Source organism: Streptomyces tuirus (genome assembly GCF_014701095.1).
GTDB classification, from domain to species: domain Bacteria; phylum Actinomycetota; class Actinomycetes; order Streptomycetales; family Streptomycetaceae; genus Streptomyces; species Streptomyces tuirus.
The window spans coordinates 2,501,959-2,523,137 of sequence record NZ_AP023439.1 but is presented as its reverse complement, the minus strand read 5'-3'; the positions used below and the strand labels follow the sequence as shown (position 1 = coordinate 2,523,137).

The 21,179-nt window shown below is 71.8% G+C and carries 17 protein-coding genes; 4 read left to right on the top strand and 13 right to left on the bottom strand.

All coding sequences use genetic code 11. The features are described from left to right. The first annotated feature begins 274 nt into the window (after nt 1-274). The 3 genes from ettA to IGS69_RS11585 are packed head-to-tail and all read left to right on the top strand — an operon-like array spanning nt 275 to nt 3,024. Nucleotides 275-1,939: an energy-dependent translational throttle protein EttA gene (gene ettA / locus IGS69_RS11595; protein ID WP_190898842.1), complete on the top strand. Its 1,665-nt coding sequence runs from the start codon at nt 275-277 to the stop codon at nt 1,937-1,939. A 6-nt stretch (nt 1,940-1,945) separates the two neighbouring features. Beyond that, complete coding sequence (locus IGS69_RS11590) at nt 1,946-2,359, top strand: acyl-CoA thioesterase (protein ID WP_190898840.1); 414 nt, start codon at nt 1,946-1,948, stop codon at nt 2,357-2,359. Beyond that, on the top strand, nt 2,356-3,024 hold the full coding sequence (locus IGS69_RS11585; protein WP_190898838.1) for a hypothetical protein: 669 nt from the start codon (nt 2,356-2,358) through the stop codon (nt 3,022-3,024). The genes IGS69_RS11590 and IGS69_RS11585 overlap by 4 nt, the downstream gene beginning before the upstream one ends. Before the next feature lie 17 nt (nt 3,025-3,041). On the opposite strand, the gene IGS69_RS11580 is transcribed toward IGS69_RS11585, so the two are convergent. Beyond that, entirely contained in the window at nt 3,042-3,455 is a 414-nt protein-coding gene (locus IGS69_RS11580; RefSeq protein ID WP_031105282.1) for a globin, read from the bottom strand. Nucleotides 3,456-3,534: 79 nt separating this feature from the next. Between IGS69_RS11580 and IGS69_RS11575 the strand changes: the two genes are divergently transcribed. Beyond that, entirely contained in the window at nt 3,535-4,518 is a 984-nt protein-coding gene (locus IGS69_RS11575) for a methyltransferase domain-containing protein (RefSeq protein ID WP_190898836.1), read from the top strand. A gap of 21 nt (nt 4,519-4,539) precedes the next feature. Here IGS69_RS11575 and IGS69_RS11570 read toward each other — a convergent pair whose 3' ends face one another. From IGS69_RS11570 to IGS69_RS11515, 12 genes are all read right to left on the bottom strand, one after another. Further along, on the bottom strand, nt 4,540-5,922 hold the full coding sequence (locus IGS69_RS11570) for an FHA domain-containing protein (protein WP_190898834.1): 1,383 nt from the start codon (nt 5,920-5,922) through the stop codon (nt 4,540-4,542). Nucleotides 5,923-5,954: 32 nt separating this feature from the next. Further along, nucleotides 5,955-7,301: a vWA domain-containing protein gene (locus IGS69_RS11565; protein WP_190898832.1), complete on the bottom strand. Its 1,347-nt coding sequence runs from the start codon at nt 7,299-7,301 to the stop codon at nt 5,955-5,957. A gap of 99 nt (nt 7,302-7,400) precedes the next feature. Then, complete coding sequence (locus IGS69_RS11560) at nt 7,401-8,789, bottom strand: PP2C family serine/threonine-protein phosphatase (protein WP_190898830.1); 1,389 nt, start codon at nt 8,787-8,789, stop codon at nt 7,401-7,403. Nucleotides 8,790-8,792: 3 nt separating this feature from the next. Further along, nucleotides 8,793-11,339: a serine/threonine-protein kinase gene (locus IGS69_RS11555; protein WP_190898827.1), complete on the bottom strand. Its 2,547-nt coding sequence runs from the start codon at nt 11,337-11,339 to the stop codon at nt 8,793-8,795. Between the two features lie 17 nt (nt 11,340-11,356). Further along, nucleotides 11,357-12,691, bottom strand: a complete 1,335-nt coding sequence (locus IGS69_RS11550) for a coiled-coil domain-containing protein (protein ID WP_190898825.1) — start codon at nt 12,689-12,691, stop codon at nt 11,357-11,359. Between the two features lie 79 nt (nt 12,692-12,770). Continuing rightward, entirely contained in the window at nt 12,771-13,817 is a 1,047-nt protein-coding gene (locus IGS69_RS11545) for a glutamate ABC transporter substrate-binding protein (RefSeq protein ID WP_190898822.1), read from the bottom strand. Continuing rightward, complete coding sequence (locus tag IGS69_RS11540) at nt 13,814-15,268, bottom strand: hypothetical protein (RefSeq protein ID WP_190898820.1); 1,455 nt, start codon at nt 15,266-15,268, stop codon at nt 13,814-13,816. Before IGS69_RS11540 ends, IGS69_RS11545 begins: the two co-directional genes overlap by 4 nt. 409 nt (nt 15,269-15,677) lie before the next feature. Next, nucleotides 15,678-16,649: an N-acetylglucosamine kinase gene (locus tag IGS69_RS11535; RefSeq protein WP_190898818.1), complete on the bottom strand. Its 972-nt coding sequence runs from the start codon at nt 16,647-16,649 to the stop codon at nt 15,678-15,680. Beyond that, nucleotides 16,640-17,905 carry a 6-phospho-beta-glucosidase gene (locus tag IGS69_RS11530; RefSeq protein ID WP_190898816.1) on the bottom strand — a complete coding sequence of 422 codons (1,266 nt, stop codon included), beginning with the start codon at nt 17,903-17,905 and terminating at the stop codon, nt 16,640-16,642. Before IGS69_RS11530 ends, IGS69_RS11535 begins: the two co-directional genes overlap by 10 nt. A 6-nt stretch (nt 17,906-17,911) precedes the next feature. Beyond that, complete coding sequence (locus tag IGS69_RS11525) at nt 17,912-18,805, bottom strand: carbohydrate ABC transporter permease (RefSeq protein ID WP_190898814.1); 894 nt, start codon at nt 18,803-18,805, stop codon at nt 17,912-17,914. Then, complete coding sequence (locus IGS69_RS11520; protein WP_190898812.1) at nt 18,802-19,746, bottom strand: carbohydrate ABC transporter permease; 945 nt, start codon at nt 19,744-19,746, stop codon at nt 18,802-18,804. Before IGS69_RS11520 ends, IGS69_RS11525 begins: the two co-directional genes overlap by 4 nt. 3 nt (nt 19,747-19,749) lie before the next feature. After that, nucleotides 19,750-21,087 carry an ABC transporter substrate-binding protein gene (locus IGS69_RS11515; protein WP_190898810.1) on the bottom strand — a complete coding sequence of 446 codons (1,338 nt, stop codon included), beginning with the start codon at nt 21,085-21,087 and terminating at the stop codon, nt 19,750-19,752. Between the last annotated feature and the right edge of the window lie 92 nt (nt 21,088-21,179).

Here is a 21,179-nt window from a genome sequence, read left to right as displayed (position 1 = left end):
GGGTGAGGGCGGTCAGCCCTGCCGCTCACTCGTGGCGGCGGCCCAACCCCACGCATGCTGCCCACAAGTGATCATTCCTGGGCCGTCTCTGGGCCGTGCGAGGGCGCCCGAGGCCGACCAACGGCGACCGACAGTGACAAAGGAGTCTCGGCCACCAACCACGAACCCCCAGGTCAGAGCTCCCCGGCCATACGCGTTTCCGCCCAGGGGTGGCGGTACGGCAAGATGGGGTGTATCTGCCCACTGCCAGTTTCAAGCTGCCGGACGGTTTCTCTTGGCTGAGTTCATTTACACCATGCGCAAGGCGCGCAAAGCGCACGGCGACAAGGTGATCCTCGACGACGTGACGACCAGCTTCCTGCCGGGGGCGAAGATCGGCGTCGTCGGCCCGAACGGCGCCGGCAAGTCGACGATCCTGAAGATCATGGCCGGCATCGAGCAGCCGTCCAACGGTGACGCCTTCCTCACGCCCGGTTACACGGTCGGCATCCTGCTCCAGGAGCCCCCGCTGACCGAGGACAAGACCGTCCTGGAGAACGTCCAGGAGGGTGTCGCCGGGATCAAGGGCAAGCTCGACCGGTTCAACGAGATCGCCGAGCAGATGGCGACCGACTACACCGACGAGCTCATGGAGGAGATGGGCAAGCTCCAGGAGGACCTCGACCACGCCAACGCGTGGGACCTGGACGCCCAGCTGGAGCAGGCCATGGACGCCCTGGGCTGCCCGCCCGGCGACTGGCCCGTCACCAACCTCTCCGGTGGTGAGCGCCGCCGCGTCGCGCTGTGCAAGCTGCTGCTGGAGCAGCCCGACCTGCTGCTGCTCGACGAGCCCACCAACCACCTCGACGCCGAGTCGGTGAACTGGCTGGAGCAGCACCTGGCCAAGTACCCGGGCACCGTCGTCGCGGTCACCCACGACCGGTACTTCCTCGACAACGTCGCCCAGTGGATCTGCGAGGTCGACCGCGGTCGCCTCTACCCCTACGAGGGCAACTACTCCAAGTACCTGGAGACCAAGGCCGCCCGCCTCAAGGTCGAGGGCCAGAAGGACGCCAAGCGGCAGAAGCGGCTCAAGGAAGAGCTGGAGTGGGTGCGGTCCAACGCCAAGGGGCGCCAGGCCAAGTCCAAGGCGCGTCTGGCCCGCTACGAGGAGATGGCCGCCGAGGCCGACAAGATGCGGAAGCTGGACTTCGAGGAGATCCAGATCCCGCCGGGCCCGCGTCTGGGCAACGTCGTCGTCGAGGTCAGCAACCTCACCAAGGGCTTCGGCGACAAGCTGCTCATCGACGATCTCAGCTTCACGCTGCCGCGCAACGGCATCGTCGGGATCATCGGCCCGAACGGCGCCGGCAAGACCACCCTGTTCAAGATGATCCAGGGCATCGAGGAGCCGGACTCCGGCGCCATCAAGGTCGGCGACACCGTCAAGATCTCCTACGTCGACCAGAGCCGCGAGAACATCGACCCCAAGAAGTCGCTGTGGGCCGTCGTCTCCGACGAGCTGGACTACATCAACGTCGGCCAGGTCGAGATGCCGTCCCGGGCCTACGTGTCCGCCTTCGGCTTCAAGGGTCCGGACCAGCAGAAGCCGGCCGGCGTGCTCTCCGGCGGTGAGCGCAACCGGCTGAACCTCGCGCTCACCCTCAAGCAGGGCGGCAACCTGCTGCTCCTCGACGAGCCGACCAACGACCTCGACGTCGAGACCCTCTCCAGCCTGGAGAACGCGCTGCTGGAGTTCCCCGGTGCGGCCGTGGTCGTCTCCCACGACCGGTGGTTCCTGGACCGGGTCGCCACGCACATCCTCGCCTACGAGGGTGAGTCCAAGTGGTTCTGGTTCGAGGGCAACTTCGAGTCGTACGAGAAGAACAAGATCGAGCGGCTCGGTCCGGACGCCGCCCGTCCGCACCGCGCCACCTACAAGAAGCTGACCCGGGGCTGATCGATCTTGCGGCACATCTACCGCTGCCCGCTGCGCTGGGCGGACATGGACGCGTACGGCCACGTCAACAACGTGGTGTTCCTGCGCTACCTGGAGGAAGCCCGTATCGACTTCCTGTTCCGCCCGGAGAAGGACTTCAAGCAGGGGTCCGTGGTGGCACGCCATGAGATCGACTACAAGCGGCAGCTCGTCCACCGGCACCACCCGGTGGACATCGAGCTGTGGGTCACCGAGATAAGGGCCGCGTCCTTCACCCTCACCTACGAGGTGAAGGACGACGACCAGGTCTATGTGCGGGCCTCGACGGTCATCGTGCCGTTCGACTTCGAGGCGCAGCGCCCGCGCCGGATCACCGCGGAGGAGCGGGAGTTCCTCCGCGCGTACATGGATGACGCCGAGGAGGAGGCCGTCGCCGCATGACGGTGCTCCACCTCGCCGACGAGGGGGAGGCGGCGGATCTCGCGGCCTTCCTCTCCCGGCTGCTCCACTACGACCGTGGCGCCGCGGTGCGGCTACAGGCGGCGGGCACCGCACTGGCCGTCTTCGGGCGCCCGCCGTCCTTCGAGGTGCTCGCCGTGCGGGCGGTGCGGCTGGCCAAGCCGTACGAGAAGGGTCTCGAGGCCACGCTGGACGTGACCGTGTCCGCGGGTGAGTTCCTGGAGACGGTGGACGAGAAGGCCGGCACGGCGCTCGTGCCGGGTGCGGTGACCGGGCCGCCGTGGGCGGGTGTGCTGCCGCCCCGCGCGGGCTGGCGGTCCGAGCCGGGGCTTCCCGCGCCGGATGACCTGCGGTCCCTGGTCGCGGCCGTCGTCGCCGAGTTCCGCTCCCGTACCGAGGAGTTGCCCGCCGAGTTGCGGACCCGGGCCGAGCTCGACCGGATCGGCGCGGACATCTGGTCCCGCACGGTCGGGGACACCCGGCTGCCCGTCCGGGCCGTGCACGCGGCGCAGTCCCTGGGCTTCCTGCGGCCCGGGGTGCCGCTGGGGCTGCTGTCGTCGGGCGCGTGGCTGAGGCTGCGCACGCCGTACGGGTCCATCGCCGTACGGCGTGCCGGGCTCGGGGCGCTGGACGTCAGCGTGCGCTGACCGGGCCCCGAAGGCCGTCAGCCCTCGGTGTTGACCATCGAGGCCGCCGCGTACGTCAGGTACTTCCACAGCGTGTGCTCGTGCTCCTCGGAGAGCCCGAGTTCGTCGACGGCGACCCGCATGTGCTTCAGCCACGCGTCGTGCGCCGCACGGTCGACCGCGAAGGGCGCGTGCCGCATCCGCAGCCGCGGGTGGCCGCGGTTGTCGCTGTACGTCGTGGGGCCGCCCCAGTACTGGATGAGGAACAGCGTGAAGCGCTCCTCGGCCGGGCCCAGGTCCTCCTCGGGGTACATGGGCCGCAGCAGCGGGTCCTCGGCGACTCCCTCGTAGAAACGGTGGACGAGCCGGCGGAAGGTCTCCTCCCCGCCGACCTGCTCGTAGAAGGTCTGCTCCTGAAGCGTGCCGCGCCGAATCTCATTCACGCGATCCATGGTCTCAGACGCCACGGCATAGGACTCAAGCCCTAGGACCCCGCCCGTGCTGCCGGGACGCTGCCCCTACTGTGGAGACATGGGCGGTTACGCACCCGGCAGGGAGCTCGGCGGTCTCGCCGCCGCCGCACGGGCGGCGCTGGTGCGGCGGATCGAGGCGAGCGGAGCCCTGGACGCCGATCCTGGCTGGCGGGACGCCTTCGCGACGGTCCCGCGGCACCTGTTCGTGCCGTACTACTACGTCGGCGTCGCCGGCGGCTACGAACGCCGCTGGGGCGAGAGCGCCGACCCCGAGGCGCGGGAGCGGTGGATGCGGGGCGCCTACGAGGACACCCCGCTGGCGACCCGGCTGCGCGACGGCGAGCTGCTGTCCTCCAGCAGCCAGCCGTCCCTGATGGCGGACATGCTGGCCGCGCTGGGCATAGCGGACGGCCACACCGTCCTGGAGATCGGCGCCGGCACCGGCTACAATGCGGCGCTGCTGGCCCACCGGCTGGGCGACGACAAGGTCACCACCGTCGATCTCGACCCGGAGATCACCGAGTCGGCCCGCCGGCACCTGGCCGCGGCCGGGTACCACCCGGTCGTCGTGACCGGTGACGGTGCCCGGGGTGTGCCGCAGCGCGCGCCGTTCGACCGGATCATCGCCACCTGCGCGCTGGGCGGCGTCCCGCGCGCCTGGGTCGCCCAGACCCGCCCCGGCGGCCGGATCCTCATGCCGCTCGCCACCGGCCTGATCGTGCTCACGGTCACCGGTGCCGGACAGGCCGAGGGACGATTCCTGCACACGCCCGCCTACTTCGTGCCGCTGCGCGGCGCGGGCCGGCCCGGCGGCGAGCCGGTCCCGCTGGGCGGGGTGCCGCACCGGGCCCGGGAGGACGACCTGTTCCGGTTCCTGCTGGCCCTGACCCGGGGGATCCTCGACCCGCAGGAGGCGCACGCGCTCTGGGAGCAGGAGGGCAGGCCGCAGCGCGAGCGCTACGGCATCACCGTCAGCGAGGAGAGGGAGTGGGCCTGGCTGGACGACCCGGAGGGGCCGTACGCCTGGCCCCTCCCGTCGTGAACGGCCCTGTGCCGCCGCGGCTCAGCCGCGGCGGATGGTGATCGTCGTCCAGGCGCCCACGTGCACCCGGTCGCCGTCCTGCAGCGGTACGGGGACGAACGGCTGGATCGGTTCCTCCGAGCCGTTGACCGTCGTGCCGTTCGTCGAGTTCTGGTCGACGACCGCCCAGCTGCCGTCGGGCTGCTGGACCAGCACGGCGTGCTGGTGCGAGACGCCCGGGTCCTCCGGCGGCGTCGACAGGTCGATGTCGGGGGTGTCGCCGGTGGAGTGCCGGCGGCGGCCGATGGTGAGCTGGTTGCCGGTGAGCGTGCGCTGCTGCTCGGGCGAGTACGCGGGCAGGTTCAGCCCCGCGGCCTCGGGGCCGGAGCGGTGCATCATCGCCATGAAGTAGTCGCGGTCCGGACCGATGGTCGCGGTCCACGTGGCGGGTCCCTGCGGCGCCTGGGGGAAGCCGCCGGGGCCGGACGGGGCCTGGGTGGCGCCGGGCTGGGGGTAGCCGTAGCCGCCCTGACCGGGTCCGCCGGGGCCACCCTGGCCGCCGGGGCCCGACGTCGGCGGGGAGATCACCCAGTCGTCGTCACCGCCGCCGAAGGACGGACCGCCCTGCTGCGGAGGCCGCTGGGTCTCCTGCGGGAACCCGGGCGGGGCCGGCGGACCGGACTGGTGGAACGCCTGCGGAGCACCGGGACCGCCGGGACCGCCGGGCCCGCCGGGACCGGGCGGCGGCGGGACCGGCCGGGAGGGGTCGGCACCGAAGCCGCCGGGGCCACCAGGGCCACCCGGACCGGGAGGGCCACCGAAGCCGCCAGGGCCGCCGGGGCCGGGCGAGGTCGGAGCGGCGCCCGGCTGCGGGTAGCCGTAGCCACCGCCCTGAGCACCACCGGGTCCGCCGGGGCCACCGGGGCCGGGGCGGCCCGAGGGGTCGCCGCCGAACGGCGGGATCGGCTCGGCCGGACGGTTCATCTGTGACGGGCGGGAGCCCTGGTACTCGTAGGAGTCACCGCCGCCGTACGACGGGCCGGGGGGCGGGCCGCCCTGCCGGCCCGGTGGCTGGAAGCGCACGCCCGGGCCGGGCGGCGGGGCCGCGGGGGTGTACGACGTCGCCGTGTTCGTGAGGAAGTTCCACCGGCACTCCTCGCAGAACGGGGCGCCGCCCTCACGCGGCGTACGGCACTGCGGGCAGAGCTCCGGCTCGGCGTTCGGCACGGCGGACAGATGCGGCGGGCGTCCGCCGGGCTGGCCCCCGGGGCCCTGCGGGCCACCCTGGCCGGCGGGGGGCGGGAAGCCGTAGCCACCGGGCGGCGGCGGGGGAGGAGGCGGAGGCACGGCACCCGCCATGCGGTGACCGCAGACCTCGCACCAGTCGTCGGAACCCGACTGGTGTCCGTTCGGGCAGGTCGGCATGTCGGCGCGTCCCTCCTTCGATCTCTTCCAGGTCACTTCTTGACGCGAACGGTCTTGGTGGAGCGGGTTTCGAGCGTCATCTCGTCAGCCTCCGCGACCTTCGCCTTCAGTCGCACAGTACCGGTCGCGGCGTCGACCACGTCCACCACCTTCGCAAGCAGTTTCGCAGTATCGGCGTTCCCGGAGGCACTCGCGAGCTGAACGGCCCGGCCCAGTTTGGCCGTTGCTCCGTCCATATCGCCAGACTTGCGGAGATCCAGCCCTTGTTGGATGACTTGCGCCAGTTCGGCCTGCCCGGTGTAGTGGGCGACCTGAGGGTTGATCGACGTGGACGCGACCATGTCGTCCGTCCACACGGCCCGCACCAAACCCTGCGCGCCGAGGTTCTGGGCGCTGCCGTCGGGCTGCGGAACGACCAGGGAGATCCGGGCCGCCAGCATCTCCTGCCCGATGTCCGCCACCGGGACCTCGACGCAGACGTGGTAGTCACGGGACTCGTCTCCCCAGGAACCAAGGGGATAGTCGCCCGCGCGCGGACCCGCCTCGGTGCGCCGGCCGGTCAGCTCCTCGACCGTCGGCGCGACCTGCTTGACGAACTTCACGGTGGTGTCGACCGGGGTCCACAGCCGCAGGGAGACGTCCGCGACCTCCTTGCCCATCGCCGTCTCCATCATGTGCGTGAAGTCGGCGGCGAGCGCGGCCGGATCGGCGACGATGTCGGCGGTGCCGAGCAGGGCCGAGGCGATCCCTGTGACTTCTTTCACTTCCCAGTCGGTGCCCACGCCGCGCGCGTCACACGTGAAACGCCCGGCGCACGCGTCGAGCGCGGCCTTGAGGTCCTGGGGCGACTCGTGTTCGTTGCGGCCGTCGGTGAGCAGGATGCCGTGCCGGATCGCTACGTCCGCGGAGGAGAGCAGGCGGTCGGCGAGTTTCAGCCAGGTGCCGATGGCCGTGCCGCCGCCGGCGCTCAGTGAGCGCAGCGCCTGCTTGGCCTGCTCGCGGGTGGTGGCGTCGGCGACCGCGACCCGCCCGCCGCCCGGGTAGACCTCCTTCGCCACGTGCGTCCCGCCGATCACCGCGAAGTGCACGCCGTCGCGCAGGGTGTCGATCGCCGCGGCCGTCGCGTCGCGGGCGTTGCGCATCTTGGTCGGCGGGTAGTCCATCGACCCCGAGCAGTCGACCATGATCGCCACGGCCGCCGAGGGGCCCTGGCCGGGCGAGTAGAGGTGGGGCGCCGCGACCGCGCTGCCGATCGTGCCGCCGCCGGTCGCCGTCACCGTGACGATGGCGTTGACCTCGCCGGCGCCCTCCGGCAGGTACTCGTTCTGGTAGACGTCCACCGAGAACTGGGGCACGTTCGACTTCGAGAAATTGGCCATGCCTGCTTCGATCCCCCTTCAAAGCCCCCGCCGCGGCGGGGTGATGACGGTAGGCGGACCGGTCCCCTCCGGTCCGCCGAGGCGTCCCCGTACGTGGCCTCAGGCCGATCCTGCCCCCTGGGGCACGGCCGGGAACGGCACGAGCGCCACTGTTACGTTGTCGTGGCCCCCGCCGTCCAGCGCGTGGCCGAGGAGCACGCGGGCGCTGTGCAGGGGGTGCACGGCGGCGTCGAGCGGGACGATCCGGGCCATCTCGTCGGCCGCCTCCGCGTAGTTCCACAGGCCGTCGGTGCAGACCACCACCACGCCGGGGCGGTCCGGCTTGAACGCGGCGGTGTGCGGCTCCAGTTCGTAGGCGTCCGCGCCGAGCCAGCCGGTGATCGCGTGGGCGCGTTCGTCGGCGTAGGCCTCGGCCTCGTTCATCAGGCCCGCCGCGACCATCTGTGCGGCCCAGGAGTCGTCCTCGGTGAGCCGGGCGGGGGGAGCGCTGCGGTCGACCGGGACCCAGTAGGCGCGGCTGTCGCCGACCCAGCCGACGATCAGCAGGCCCGACGTCACCACGGCGCCGACGATGGTGCACGCGGGGGCGTTCTGGTGGGGGGCCTGCTCGCGGGCCGTGGCGGGTTCCGCGGCGAGCGAGTTGACGGCGCGCGAGGCGGTGAGGATCGCGTCGTGCATCGCCTGCTGCGGGTGGGTGCCGCGCGGCAGGGCCGCCAGCAGCGTGTCGCCCGCCGCCTTGGACGCCGCGGCGGAGGCGTCGTCGGGGCGGGTCGCCGAGGAGACGCCGTCGCAGACGATCGCGACGGAGGCGGGGGAGCCGTCGGGCAGCGCGGTGGTGCCGATGGCGAACGCGTCCTCGTTGCGGTGGTGGCGCAGGCCGCGGTCGCTGACCGCGGCCACCGGGCCGGACTCCTGCTCCATGTGGTCCCGTTCGCGCGGCTGGGCGTGGCCGCAGTTCTCGCAGTAGCCGTCGTCGTCCACGCGGCCGGCCCGGCAGGCGACGCAGACCTTGCCGCCGGCGGCCGCGGGCTGCGCCGCCGGCTCGGCGGACACCCGTGGGTCCGGTGCCTGGAGGAGGTACTCGTCGGGCTGTGTCTGATAGATCTCCGGCGACGCGGCGGGCCCGTCGGGCTGCGGCGGCCGGTCGAACCGCACGCCCGCGGCAGGCGGGGCGCTCGGCGGCGGGGGTGTCTCCGGCGGCAGCGCGGAGCCGCCCGAGTCCGTGCCCGGCAGGTGCGCCGCGTGCGCGCCGTCGGGCCCGGGGGCGGGCCAGGCCGCGCCGGCGGGCGGCGCCGGCGGGGGCTCGGGGTACGCGCCGGCGGCAGCGCCCTGGGCGGGCACCGAGCCGTTCATGGCGATGGTCGGGTTGTCCTCCGGCCGTTCCGGCACGGCGGACAGGTCGTATCCGCACGCGCCGCAGAAACGGTCACCCGACTCGAGGGGTTCCTCGCAGCTCGGGCAGGCGGACAACTGGGGCATCTGCGACATCAACTACACCCACGTCCGGGGGCGGTAACGATTGGCACGTTCCACCAGGTCGATCCTCTCCTCGCCGCCCCGCGCCAGCCGGGCCAGCATGCGGTACGAGCGCTCCAGACCGAAACGCAGGCCCCGCTCGTCCAGGCCACTGCCGAGCAGTGTCCGTCCCCCGGCGGCGGGAGGGGCGGAACCCTGGCCCCCGGAGAGTACCCAGTCGAGCGCGCAACCGAGGACTTCGGCCGACAACTGCTCCCGCCGCGCCGGATCCAGACCGTACGCCTCCAGCGCCTCGACCTGCGCCGCGGCGGCCGTCAGATCCTCCAGGAACGGCGCGTCGGAGGCGCTCGCCGTCCGTTGCCGCAGCCGCGCCCGGACCGCCGCCACCCGGGCGGCCGTGTAGTGGATGGAGGACTCCGGGACCGACTCCAGCGTCCGTACGGCACCGCGCCGGTCCCCGGTCGCCAACTGGACGCGGGCCAGCCCGAACGCGGCGCTCACATGGCTCGGGTCGGTCGACCACACCAGCCGGTAGTACTCGGCGGCGTTGTCCAGCTGCCCCAGCACCTCCGCGCACAGGCCGAGCGCCAGCTTGGGCGCGATCTCGCCCGGGAAGGCGTCGTAGATCGCGTCGAAGGCGAGGGCGGCACCCTCGTCGTCGCCGGTGACCAGCGCGGCCACGCCCCGGTACCAGACCACCCGCCAGTCGTCGGGCCGCTCGCCCTCCAGCGCGACCAGCGCCTGCAGCGCGGCGGCCGGTTCACCGGTCTCCAGCCAGGCCCGGATCTGCCGCAGCCGCGTCTCGATCGACGGGGCGGGGGCGGCTGCCAGGGCGCCGAGCAACTCCGCGGGGGCGGAGGTCATCAGGCCCGCCAGGAAACCGGCGTTGGGGTCGGTGGGGTCGACGCGCGGCACGGGCAGGGCGAAGGCGGCGGCGGGGGCGTCGACGGGCTTGACGAGGCTCTGCCGGGTCCCGGGACGCCGCGCTTGCGGCAGGGCGGCGGAAGCGCCCGCGCCGGCCCGGGCATGCACCAGCCGCGCCCCCAGGCGGGACACCTCGCCCTCCAGCCGGGGGAACAACTCCGTGTCCGTGACCCGCAGTTCCGGTCCGAACAGCGTGGACAGGGCGGGGCGGGCCCGGCCCGTCTGCAGGGAGACGACCTCCCGCAGGACGCCCGTCAGCTGCTCGGTCATCTCCTGCGCGGAGGCGAACCGGCGCGCCGGGTCGGGATCCGTGGCCCGGACCAGGAGCCGGTAGAACGACTCGTACTGCCGGAACACCTCGATGTGGTCCGGGTCGGGCAGGGAGTCCACATAGACGTTCGTGTAGCCCTGGAAGTCGAAGGTCATGACGGCGAGGGTGCGGGCGACGGTGTAGAGGTCGCTCGCCACCGACGGGCCCGCCTCGGCCACCTCGGGGGCCTGGTAGCCGACCGTGCCGTAGATGGCCGACTCCTCGTCGTCCATTCTGCGCACCGCACCCATGTCGATCAGCTTCAGCTGGTCCTCGGTCTGAATCGCGTTGTCGACCTTGAAGTCGCAGTACAGCAGGTTCCGGCTGTGCAGGTGCCCGAGCGCCTCCAGCGCCTCGATGCCGTAGGCGCAGGCCTGCTCCACCGGCAGCGGGTCGCGTCTGCCCTGCGGGGTGCGGCGGGCGTTGGCGATCTCCTTGAGGGACTTGCCGCCGACGTACTCCATGACGATGTAGCCGTCGAGCGAACCCGTGCGCTGGTCCAGATGCTCCACGAAGTTGTAGATCCGCACGATGTTGGCGTGCTCGATCTCCGCGAGGAAGCGCCGCTCGGAGATCGCCGCCGCCATCGCGTCCTGGTCACCCGTGTCCAGCAGGCCCTTGAGGACCACCCAGCGGTCCGAGACCGCCCGGTCGACGGCGAGGTAGATCCAGCCGAGACCGCCGTGCGCCAGACAGCCGACCACCTCGTACTGGCCGTGCACCACGTCCCCGGCCGTCAGCTTCGGCACGAAGGAGTACGGGTGGCCGCACTTGGTGCAGAAGCCCTCCGTACGGCCCGGCCGGTCACCGCGCGCCCGGCCCACCTGGGCGCCGCAGTCCGAGCGCGAGCAGAACCGCTTCCGCTCGGGCACCTCGGGGTTGTCCCGGACCATCTCGCGCGGGTCGGGCCGCGGGATCGGCGGCACCTGCACCAGACCCGCGCCGAGCCGGCCCCGGGAGCCGGAACCGGCGGTCGAGCCGGAGCTGCGCACCGACACCGAGCGGCCCGTCGACTTGCCCGACAGCGACCGGGACAGGCGACCCGACACCGACCGTCGGGACTTCGACGACTGGGACGACGTCCGTGAACTGCGGCCGCTGGAGCGGGAACTGCCGCTGCCGGCGGAGCCGCGGGAGCCGCCCCTGCCCCCGGCGGTGATGCCGGTGGGAGGCGAGCCGACCTCGCCGTTCGCGGCGACGACCGGGGCCAGACCGCAGGTGTCGCAGTACAGTTCGCCGCCGCCCACGTCCTCGTAGGTGCCCTCGCACGTCGGGCGCTGGCAGGTGCGCGCAGGCCCGCCCGCCGGCTCGTGCGGTGCCTGACTCATGGACTGCCCCTCGTCGCTCACGCGCCCGGCCCCCTCCGGTCGTCCTCGGGCCCACCCTGCCCCGGCACCCGCGGGGCGCCGAACAGCTCCGCCGCCGCGTGCTGGTAGCGCAGTACCGCCTGCTCGGCGGCGCGCAGGTCGCAGGGCGCGCTCCACAGCATGCGGCGCGCCTTCTCGTACCGCTCGATCAGCAGCGCGTCCTCGGCGAAGCCGTGCCGGGCGACCTTCGCCCTGTACGCGTCGAGCCGGCCGCGCAGCTCGGCGCGGACCGCCAGCGGGGCGGTGACCGCCGTCAACGACTCACGGGCGCGCAGCAGTTCGTCCTCGGCCTTCTGTTCCAGCGACTCCAGCAGCGGGGACAGCCGGTGCCACTGCGCCTGCCTGCGGTACTCGGCCGCCGCCGCCAGCTGCTCCTGGAGCACGGTCGGCGGCCCGCCGACGACCGGCACCTCCGTCGCCGCGATCTTCGCGAGGACTTCGCCGCGTGCCGTGCGCGCCTCGGCGAGCGTGCGGTCCGCGCGGCTGAGGATGTCCCGCAGCTTCACGATCCGCTTCTCGGCGTCCTGCCGCACGGTCAGCACGGCGTCGATCTCCCGGCGTACCTCCTCCAGGGCGCGCGCCTCGCGGTCGTACACCGTCGTGTCCGGCCGGCCGCCGCCCGGTGCCGAACTGCCCTCCGCGGCCTGCCAGAACGCCAGCGGGTCCGAGACCACCTGCTCGCGCAGCTTCGTCAGTATCCGCGTGATGCGCTCCAGGTCGTCGCCCGCCGGGTGCTCGCCCGGACGCACACCGACCGAGTGCGCGAGCCGCCGGGTGCGCTGGAGTTCCGCGGCGAGCAGGTCGATCCGGGCCGGCAGGGCCGACCAGACCGCGTCCGCGGCGACCACCATGTCCAGACTCGTCGCGTACAGCTCGTTCATCCGGTCGACGAGCGTGCCGAGCGAGTAGCGCTCGCTGAGCTTCGTCGGACTGCCGTGCAGGGTGGGGGCGTTGGCCGTCGCCGTGGCGCTACCCGCGACGGTCACCGAGTCGCCGTTCAGCAGCTCCGTCAGCTCCACCAGGTCCTCGCGGCTGGACCAGCGGCGGCGCGAGCGGATGTCGCGGGCGGAGCGCAGCGCGTCGGTGTACGCGTCGAAGTACGTCCACAGCAGCGTGATCGACGCCTCCGTGGACGTCCAGCGCTCCCGGGTGACGCCGGTGAGCTCGGCGCCCTCCAGGAGTCTGCGGCCCGCGTGGTCCTGCAGGGCGAGGAGCGAGGTCTCGATCGCCTCGTGCTCCGCGCCGAGCCGCGCCAGCGCACGGTCCACCTCGTCCCGGTCCATCACCGGCCCGGTGGATCCCGTGACGCCCATCGATCACCTCTCGCTGCGGTCGTGTGTCGCGTGTCGTCTGTCGTCTTCTGGTGCGGGTGTTCGCGGGTTCGGCAGGGTGTCAGGTGGTGCGGAGGTACTGCGGTGCCGGTGGTTCCGACTTCTTCGCATCCTTGCCCAGTGTTGCCGACAGCCATTTCTCGTACGACGCCTGCCAGCCGTCCGCGGTGTCCTTGCGGTAGTCCACCAGGATCTGGTTGACCCGGCGTACCAGATCGTCCGCGCTCTTCTTCATCGCCACGCCGTAGTACTCGGCAGTGAAGGCGTCGCCCTTGAGCTGAACCGTCGGGTCCTGTGCCGCCTGGCTCGCCGCGAGGGCGCCGTCGGTGACCACGGCGTCGACCTCGCCGAGCTGGAGCCTCACCAGGCAGTCGAGTTGGTTCGGGACGGTGGTGGAGATGTCCGTGCTCGCGGGGAGCTTGCCGGCCTTCTGGTCCGCCTCCAGCGCGGCGAACGCCGTGGAGCCGGCCGCCGTGCAGATCCTGCGGTCAGCGAGCGTGTCGTCGTAGCCCTTGACGGGGGAGGACTTCGGGGCCAGGACCTGCTGCCCGGTCTTGAAGTAGGGCGCGGAGAAGGCGACGTCGCCGATGCGGTCGCAGTTGATCGTCATGGTGCGGACGACCATGTCGACGCGGCCGTCCTGGATGGCCGGGATGCGCTGGTCGGTGGGGATGGCCTTGAACTGGACGGCGTCCGGGTCGCCGAGGATGTCCTTCGCGATGCGGTGGACCAGGTCGATGTCGAAGCCCTCGAGCTCCGCCTTCTTGCCGCTGTTGGGGTTGCGGTAGCCCCAGCGGTAGCTGTTCTGGTCGACGCCGACGATCAGCTTGCGCTTCTCGCCCGTACGGTTTTTGATCGCGCGGATGGTGTCGCCGTCGGCCGAGGAGGGGGACAGCGTCTGCTTCTCGGGGGCCTCGCAGTCTTCCTCCGCCTCGGTCCCGGCGGTCTGGGTGGTCGCGGTGGTGTTCTGGGCGGTCGTGGTGAGCGGCGGCAGGCAGAGGGCCACCAGCGCCACCAGGGCGCAGACGACAGCCATCGCGGTCACCCCGCCCCAGCCCCTGAGTGCGTCTCGCACGGTCGTTCCTCCCTTCGCCCCCGGCCCGTTCATCGGTACTCCGACAGCCTGCGGCCGATGCCCACGACCGCGCCCGCGGCGCCCAGCACCGCGAGTACGGCCACGCCCGCCGGCATGCCGGTCAGCGCGTCGCGGCCGTCGCCCGCCGCGCGCTTGAACTCCGTCTCCTCGTGCGCGAGTGCCGTGCGCAGGTTCTCGTCGACGCTGTCGAAGCACTCGCCGGTCGCGCCCTCGGTGCCGATGACCCGGTCCAGCGCCTGCTGGTAGTTGCCGTTCTCGTCCTGCTCGCGGGCCGCGGTGTGGCGCTTCTTCCACTCCGTCATGTTGCCCACGGCGGCGGTGACGGGGCGTTCTCCCGAGGTGTCGTCGGCGAGCTTCTCCGCCGCCGCCAGCTTCACGGCGAGGGCCTCGATGTCCCTGCCGAAGTCGTAGTCGTAGGCGTCATAGGTCTGTTCGCCGACCTTCTTCGTCTCGGCGCCGCGCGCCACCAGGGTGAGGTTCTCGTTGCCCCTGGCCTTGAGGGAGGCGATGCGCGCGTCGTGCAGGACGTTCAGGGAGCGGACGCCGTGGTCGTAGGAGTCGTCCAGGCCCGCGCGGGCGAGGGTGTGGCCGACGACCAGCCAGAGGAGGACGACCGTGGCCGTGGCGGTGGCGGCCACCAGGCCGTGGTTCAGGACCCTGTTCGTCCGCCGGTAGTTGCGGTGCTGGGCCCAGGCGAGGGCGGCCAGAGCGGCGACGCCCAGGGCGATGGCCGCCCAGGGGTAGGGCGTGGCGTCCGCGTAGTCCGCGCTGAGGCGCTGGTTCTCCTTCGTGTACAGGTCCTCCGCCGCCGGGAGCATCTGGTGCTGCATCTTCTCGTTGGCGTAGCGGAGGTAGGCGCCGCCTACGGGGAAGCCCTGGCGGTTGTACGTGCGGGCGCGCTCCACCAGGCCCTTGTACTCCGGCAGGAGCTTGTTGAGCTTGGCGATCGTCGCCGTGGACGGGGAGTCCGGGTCGGCGTTGGCCGCGGCGTTGACGAGCTTCTCGGCGGCCGTGCGGATGTCCCGCTCGTAGCGGTCGCGGGTGGCGGCCGACTCCTGGCCGCCGGCCAGGAAGCCGCTGGACGCCGCGGTGTTGGCGTCCGCGAGGGAGCGGTAGATGTCGGCCGCGTCCGAGCTGAGGGGCTGGCTGCGGGTGAGGACGTCGTCGGCGGCGGCCGCCCGACCGGTCATCTGCCAGGCGGTGACGGCGCCGAAGGCGACGACGAGGAGGGCCAGCAGGGCGCCGATGATGCGCAGGCGGCCGGGTTCCGTCGTGGCCGCGGAGCGCAGCTGGTCGAAGCCCTCCGCGAAAGCGGTGCGGCGGGGGGTCGAGGCGGGGGGTGTGGCAGGGGGCGGGGCAGCGCCGGGGGGAGTGGAGGGGGGTGCCGGCTGGGCCGGTACGGCGGGCAGGATGGGCAGGCCGGGGCCCGGTGGCGGCGGGCTGCTCTTCGGCGTGTACGTCACTGTGACCTCCCCCGTGGTCATCCGTCGCCGCAAGTATCGCTGCCGGGACCGACATCCGCACCGGCCTTGCCCCGATCTTGATCGGATCGCAGCGTGCCGCGCGCCCCCCGCACCACCCCTTGCGGCACCCCCCGTCCAGGAACACGTGCGGGCAGGTGGTTCGGTTCCCGTGGGTGGTGGGGCGGGTGCTTGCGCCTTCCGCCGGGTGGTGGGTCGGGGCCGCGCCGGGGGGTGTCCGACTTCGGAACGGCGCGATGGGGTGTCATACCGACTGACTGGCGTTGACGCGCCAACCGCTGCGGGCGGACACCCCCCGACACGGCCCCTTGCGTACGTCGGCGGGTGCGGGCCGTCCTGGATGCGGGCCTGCGTGCCGCTGGTGCGGCACGAGCCACAACAGGCCTGTGATTCACACGCCGTAGTACCTCCGCAACCGCCCCTGCGCCTCCTCCCGCGAGCCGACTCTGTCCAGGCCCAGCAGTGCCGCGCCGAGCACCGGGCTCGCCGTCACCACCTGCGGTACCGCCTTGGGGGCCCGCTCCGTCAGCAAGTGTGCGATGTGGTCGTGCAGTTGGGGGTGCCGGGCCGCCAGGACGCCGCCGCCCAGGAGCACGGGGGTCTCCTCGGTGAGGAGGTCGAGGCGGGTCAGGGCGACGACCGCCATGGAGACCACCTCCTCGGCCTGGCGTTCCACGATCGCCCGGGCGATCGGGTCGCCTTCGGCCGCCGTGGCGAAGAGGACCGGGGTCAGTTCGTGGCGCCGGAGCGGCGGGACGTGCTCCAGGTGCAGCGCCTCGACGAGGGCGTACATGGAGGGCAGGCCGAAGTGGGCCGGGAGGGTGCGGGACAGGGCGGTGGGGGCGCCGCGGCCGTCCTCCGCCCGGGACGCGTGCCACAGGGCCTCCTCGGACAGGCCCCAGCCGCCGCCCCAGTCGCCGGAGACGCGGCCGAGGGCCGGGAAGCGGGCCGTGCGGCCGTCGGGGCGCATGCCCACGCAGTTGATGCCCGCGCCGCACACCACCGCCACCCCCCGAGGTTCGCGGGCACCGGCCCGCAGGATCGCGAAGGTGTCGTTGCGGACCGTCACCGTCGTGCCCCAGGCGCGTTCCCGCACCGCCGCGGCCAGTTGCTCCTCCTCGACGGGGAAGTCGGCGTTGGCGAGGCACGCCGAGACGTGGGTGACCGAGGTGACCCCGGCGGCGGTGAGGGCCTGCGCCACCGTCGCGGCGAGGCCGTTCATCGCGGTGTCCACGCCCACGGCCGGTGGACGGAAGCCGCCCCCGCGTGCCGTGGCGAGGACGTCCCCGTCCGCCGTCACGACCGCGACGTCCGTCTTGCTGTTGCCCGCGTCGATGGCGAGGACACGTGCGGTCACGCCCACGCGAGGTGCTCCCGGTTGTGTGCGATCAGCCGGTCGGTGAGCGTCTCGGCGTACGCGTACTGGCCGACGAGGGGGTGGGAGAGGAGGGCGCGGAAGACGCGGTCCCGGCCGCCGTGCAGGGCGGCCTGGAGGGCCAGGTCCTCGTAGGCCGTGACGCCGGCCATCAGACCCGCGTGGAGCGGGTCCACGGGCGGGACGGGGAGCGGGGCCGCTCCCTTGGCCCCCACGGCCGCCTGGACCTCGATCACCGCGTCGTCGGGGAGGAACGGCAGCGTGCCCCGGTTGTACGTGTTCACCACCTGGTACGGCGAACCGCCGCCGCCCAGCAGGGCCGCTGCCAGGTCCACCGCCGCCTCCGAGTAGAAGGCCCCGCCCCGCTTGGCGAGCAGCTCCGGCTTCTCGTCCAGGGCCGGGTCGGCGTACATCGCGAGCAACCGGCGTTCCATCTCGGCGACTTCGGCCGCCCGGGACGGCTTCGTGCCCAGTTCCTTTACGACCTCGTCGTGCGCGTAGTAGTAGCGCAGGTAGTAGGAGGGGATAACGCCCAGGGTGTCGAGCAGGGGGCGGGGCAGGCGGAGGTCGGCCGCGATGGTGTCGCCGTGCTCGCCCAGCAGTTTCGGCAGGACGTCCTCGCCCTCCGGGCCGCCGAGGCGTACGGCCGTCTCCCAGGTGAGGTGGTTGAGGCCGACGTGGTCCAGGTGGATCGCGGAGGCCTCCACGGAGAGCAGGGCCGCGAACTTGCGCTGCAGGCCGATCGCCACGTTGCACAGGCCCACCGCCTTGTGGCCCGCCTGGAGCAGGGCGCGGGTGACGATGCCGACCGGGTTGGTGAAGTCGATGATCCAGGCCCGGGGGTTGGTGCGGCGGACGCGCTCCGCGATGTCCAGGACGACCGGGACCGTGCGCAGGGCCTTCGCCAGGCCGCCGGCACCGGTGGTCTCCTGGCCCACACAGCCGCACTCCAGGGGCCAGGTCTCGTCCTGCTGACGGGCCGCCTGGCCGCCGACGCGGAGTTGCAGCAGGACCGCGTCCGCGCCGTCCACCGCCTCGTCGAGGCCGGTCGTCGTGGTGACGCGGCCCGCGTGGCCCTGGCGGGCGAAGATGCGGCGGGCCAGGCCGCCGACGAGGTCGAGACGGTCCCGGTCGGGGTCCATGAGGACCAGTTCCCCGACGGGCAGGGTGTCCCTCAGACGGGCGAAGCCGTCCACGAGTTCGGGGGTGTAGGTCGAGCCTCCGCCGACCACGGTGAGTTTCATACAGGTCTAACCCTTTACTCCGGTGAGCGTGACACCCTCCACGAACGCCTTCTGCGCGAAGAAGAACACGAGGATCACGGGGGCCATGACCAGCACGGTGGCGGCCATGGTGAGGTTCCAGTCGGTGTGGTGGGCGCCCTTGAACGACTCCAGGCCGTAGGAGAGCGTCCAGGCGCCCGGGTTCTCCGAGGCGTAGATCTGGGGGCCGAAGTAGTCGTTCCACGCGTAGAAGAACTGGAAGAGGGCCACTGCGGCGATGCCCGGCTTGGCCATCGGCAGAACGACCTTCAGCAGCGTGCGCAGGTCGCCGCAGCCGTCCACCTTGGCCGCGTCCACGTACTCGTCGGGGATCGTCGTCAGGAACTGCCGCAGCAGGAAGATCGAGAACGCGTCGCCGAACGCCATGGGGATGATCAGCGGCCAGAGCGAGCCGGACAGGTCCAGCTGCTTCGCCCAGAACAGGTACATCGGGATGATGATCACCTGCGGCGGCAGCATCATCATCGAGATGACCAGCATCAGCGCCAGATTGCGGCCGCGGAAGCGGAACTTGGCCAGGGCGTAGGCCACGGGGATCGAGGAGACGACCGTGAGGACCGTGCCCAGACCCGCGTAGATCAGGGTGTTCTTCCACCAGGTGAGGAAGCCGGGGGTGTCGAACACCTCGGCGTAGTTGCCCCACTCCCAGGTGTGCGGGATCAGGTCGCGGCTGAGCGCCTGGCTGTCGCTCATGAGGGAGGTGAGGAGGACGAAGACGAACGGGAGCGTGAAGAAGAGGGCCGCCGCGATGCCGAGGGAGTGGATCGCGATCCATTCCAGCAGGGCCCTGCGGTGGGCCGTGCGTTCCGCCGGCGACGGGGGTGTCGTCAGCTCCAGGGGCTTGTCGAGCACCTGCGTCATCGTTCACCTGCCTGGATCAGGCCGCCCCGGCGGCGCATCAGGAGGGCCGTGAAGGCCATGGAGAGGGCGAAGAGGACCAGGGCCACCACACAGGCCGAGCCGTAGTCGAAGCGCTGGAAGCCCAGGTTGTAGACGAGTTGGGGGAGGGTGAGGGTCGACTTGTCGGGGTAGCCGGGCTCGAACAGCGTCCCCGCGCCCTGGATCACGCCCGACGCGACCTTCCCGGCGATCAGCGGCTGTGTGTAGTACTGCATCGTCTGGATCACGCCGGTGACGACCGCGAACATGACGATCGGCGAGATGTTCGGCAGCGTCACGTAGCGGAAGCGCTGCCACGGGGTCGCGCCGTCCAGTTCGGCCGCCTCGTACTGCTCCTTCGGCACGTCGAGCAGGGCGGCCATGAAGATGACCATCAGGTCGCCGATGCCCCACAGGGCGAGCAGGGTGAGGGCCGGCTTGGACCAGGTGGGGTCGTTGAACCAGCCGGGGGTGGGGAGCCCGGTCTTCTCCAGCAGGGAGTTGACGGGGCCCGTACCGGGGTTGAGGAGGAAGGCGAAGGCCATCGTGGCCGCCACGGGCGGGGCCAGGTAGGGCAGGTAGAAGAGGGTGCGGAAGACGCCCGTGGCCGTCCTGACCTTGGTGATCAGCAGGCCCACGCCCAGGCCGAAGGCGACCCGGAGCGTGACCATGATGACGACCAGCCACAGGGTGTTGCGCAGGGCGGGCCAGAAGAGGGGGTAGTGCTCGAAGACGTACACCCAGTTCTTCGTGCCGCTCCACGTGGGCGGCTTGAAGCCGTCGTAGCGCATGAAGGAGAAGTAGACGGTGGAGATCAGGGGGTAGGCGAAGAAGACCGTGAAGCCGATCAGCCAGGGGGAGAGGAAGGCGAGGGTGCGCAGGGCCGAGCGGCGGTGCTTCGCCCGCAAGGTGGAGGTGGTCATGGCCTACTTCGCCTGCGCGATGTCCGTGTCGATCTGCGCGGCCGCCTTCTTCAGGCCGGCCTCGAGGTCGGTCTCCTTGCCGCTTTCGTAGGCGTAGCCGAACTCCTGGACGGTGGTGAGGTAGACACCGCCGTTGACGGAGGCGGGGGCTGTGGTGGAGTCCGGGTTCGCCGCGATCTCCAGGAACGTCTTGAAGCGCGGGTCGTACGTCAGCTTCGGGGACTTCAGCGCCGCGAGCGTCGAGGGCACGTTGTGGATGGCGTTGGAGAAGTTCACCACCGCGTCCGTGTCCGTGGTCATGTACTTCACCAGCTCCCAGGCCGCGTTCTGCTTCTTGCTGGTCGCGGCGATACCGGCGATGGTGCCGGTGATGTAGCCCTTGCCGTACTGATCGGCCTGGTCGTCGGGGACGGGCAGTGGGGCCACGCCGATGTCGAACTTCGGCTTGGTGTCCAGGGCCATGCCCAAGCGCCACTCGCCGTCGAGCTGCATGGCGACCTGGCCGGTGTGGAAGGGGTGCTTGGGGCCCCACTCGTCGCCGAGCTTGGAGCGGTAGGTCTCCAGCTTGCGGTAGCCGCCGAGCGTGTCGACGAGCTTCTTCTGGACCGTGAAGGCCTGGGCGAACGCCGGGTCCTTGCCGACGTTCGACTTGCCGTCCTTGTCGAAGTACGTGGGGGAGAACTGGCCGAGGTAGTGCTCGGTGGTGGTCTCCCAGCCGTGGTAGTTCGGCATGAAGCCGAGCTGCTTGTACGAGTCGCCCTGGGGGATCGTCAGCTTCTTCGCGACGCGCTCGAACTCCGACCAGGTCTTCGGCGGGGCGGTGATGCCGGCCTTCTTGAACGCCGTCTTGTTGTAGTAGAGGCCGTAGGCGTCGCCGAGGAGGGGGACCGCGCAGCGATTGCCTTCGAACCGGGTGTACTCGTTCATCGCCTTCGGGAAGGTCTTCTCCGGGTCGACGCCGGACTTCTCGAAGAACGGGTCGAGGTCCACCAGGGCGCCCGAGGAGCAGAACTTCCCGACGCTGTTCGTGGTGAACGACGAGATCACGTCCGGCGCCTTGGCGCCGCCGGTGCGCAGGGCCTGGTTCATCTTGTCGTCCGTCATGTTGCCGACGACGTCGACGTGGATGTTGGGGTGCGCCTTCTCGAATCCGGCGACCAGGTCCTTGACGGCCTTCACCTCCGACGGCGCGCTCCAGGCGTGCCAGAAGTTGAGGGTCGTCTCCTGGGACGCGTCGTCGCTCGCGCCCGCGTCCGACTGGCCGGTGCAGGCGGTGGCGAGGAGGGCGAGGGTGGCGGAGGCGGCGAGAGCGAACGTCGCTTTTCTGGATGTTCCGGGCATGGCGGAGCTCCCTGTGGCACGGGGGAAGAGGGGACTTACCGGGAGGGGGGTGGGGTCGGCGTGAGTGGTTCGGCCTGAGTCGGTTCAGGCCG

Coding starts and splice junctions, on each gene's coding strand:
- IGS69_RS11525 (WP_190898814.1), bottom strand. CDS start 18,805: ATGACGCAGGTGCTCGACAAGCCCCTGGAGCTGACGACACCCCCGTCG.
- IGS69_RS11570 (WP_190898834.1), bottom strand. CDS start 5,922: ATGCCGACCTGCCCGAACGGACACCAGTCGGGTTCCGACGACTGGTGC.
- IGS69_RS11575 (WP_190898836.1), top strand. CDS start 3,535: ATGGGCGGTTACGCACCCGGCAGGGAGCTCGGCGGTCTCGCCGCCGCC.
- IGS69_RS11560 (WP_190898830.1), bottom strand. CDS start 8,789: ATGTCGCAGATGCCCCAGTTGTCCGCCTGCCCGAGCTGCGAGGAACCC.
- IGS69_RS11550 (WP_190898825.1), bottom strand. CDS start 12,691: ATGGGCGTCACGGGATCCACCGGGCCGGTGATGGACCGGGACGAGGTG.
- IGS69_RS11520 (WP_190898812.1), bottom strand. CDS start 19,746: ATGACCACCTCCACCTTGCGGGCGAAGCACCGCCGCTCGGCCCTGCGC.
- IGS69_RS11515 (WP_190898810.1), bottom strand. CDS start 21,087: ATGCCCGGAACATCCAGAAAAGCGACGTTCGCTCTCGCCGCCTCCGCC.
- IGS69_RS11545 (WP_190898822.1), bottom strand. CDS start 13,817: ATGAACGGGCCGGGGGCGAAGGGAGGAACGACCGTGCGAGACGCACTC.
- IGS69_RS11585 (WP_190898838.1), top strand. CDS start 2,356: ATGACGGTGCTCCACCTCGCCGACGAGGGGGAGGCGGCGGATCTCGCG.
- IGS69_RS11565 (WP_190898832.1), bottom strand. CDS start 7,301: ATGGCCAATTTCTCGAAGTCGAACGTGCCCCAGTTCTCGGTGGACGTC.
- IGS69_RS11530 (WP_190898816.1), bottom strand. CDS start 17,905: ATGAAACTCACCGTGGTCGGCGGAGGCTCGACCTACACCCCCGAACTC.
- IGS69_RS11555 (WP_190898827.1), bottom strand. CDS start 11,339: ATGAGTCAGGCACCGCACGAGCCGGCGGGCGGGCCTGCGCGCACCTGC.
- IGS69_RS11580 (WP_031105282.1), bottom strand. CDS start 3,455: ATGGATCGCGTGAATGAGATTCGGCGCGGCACGCTTCAGGAGCAGACC.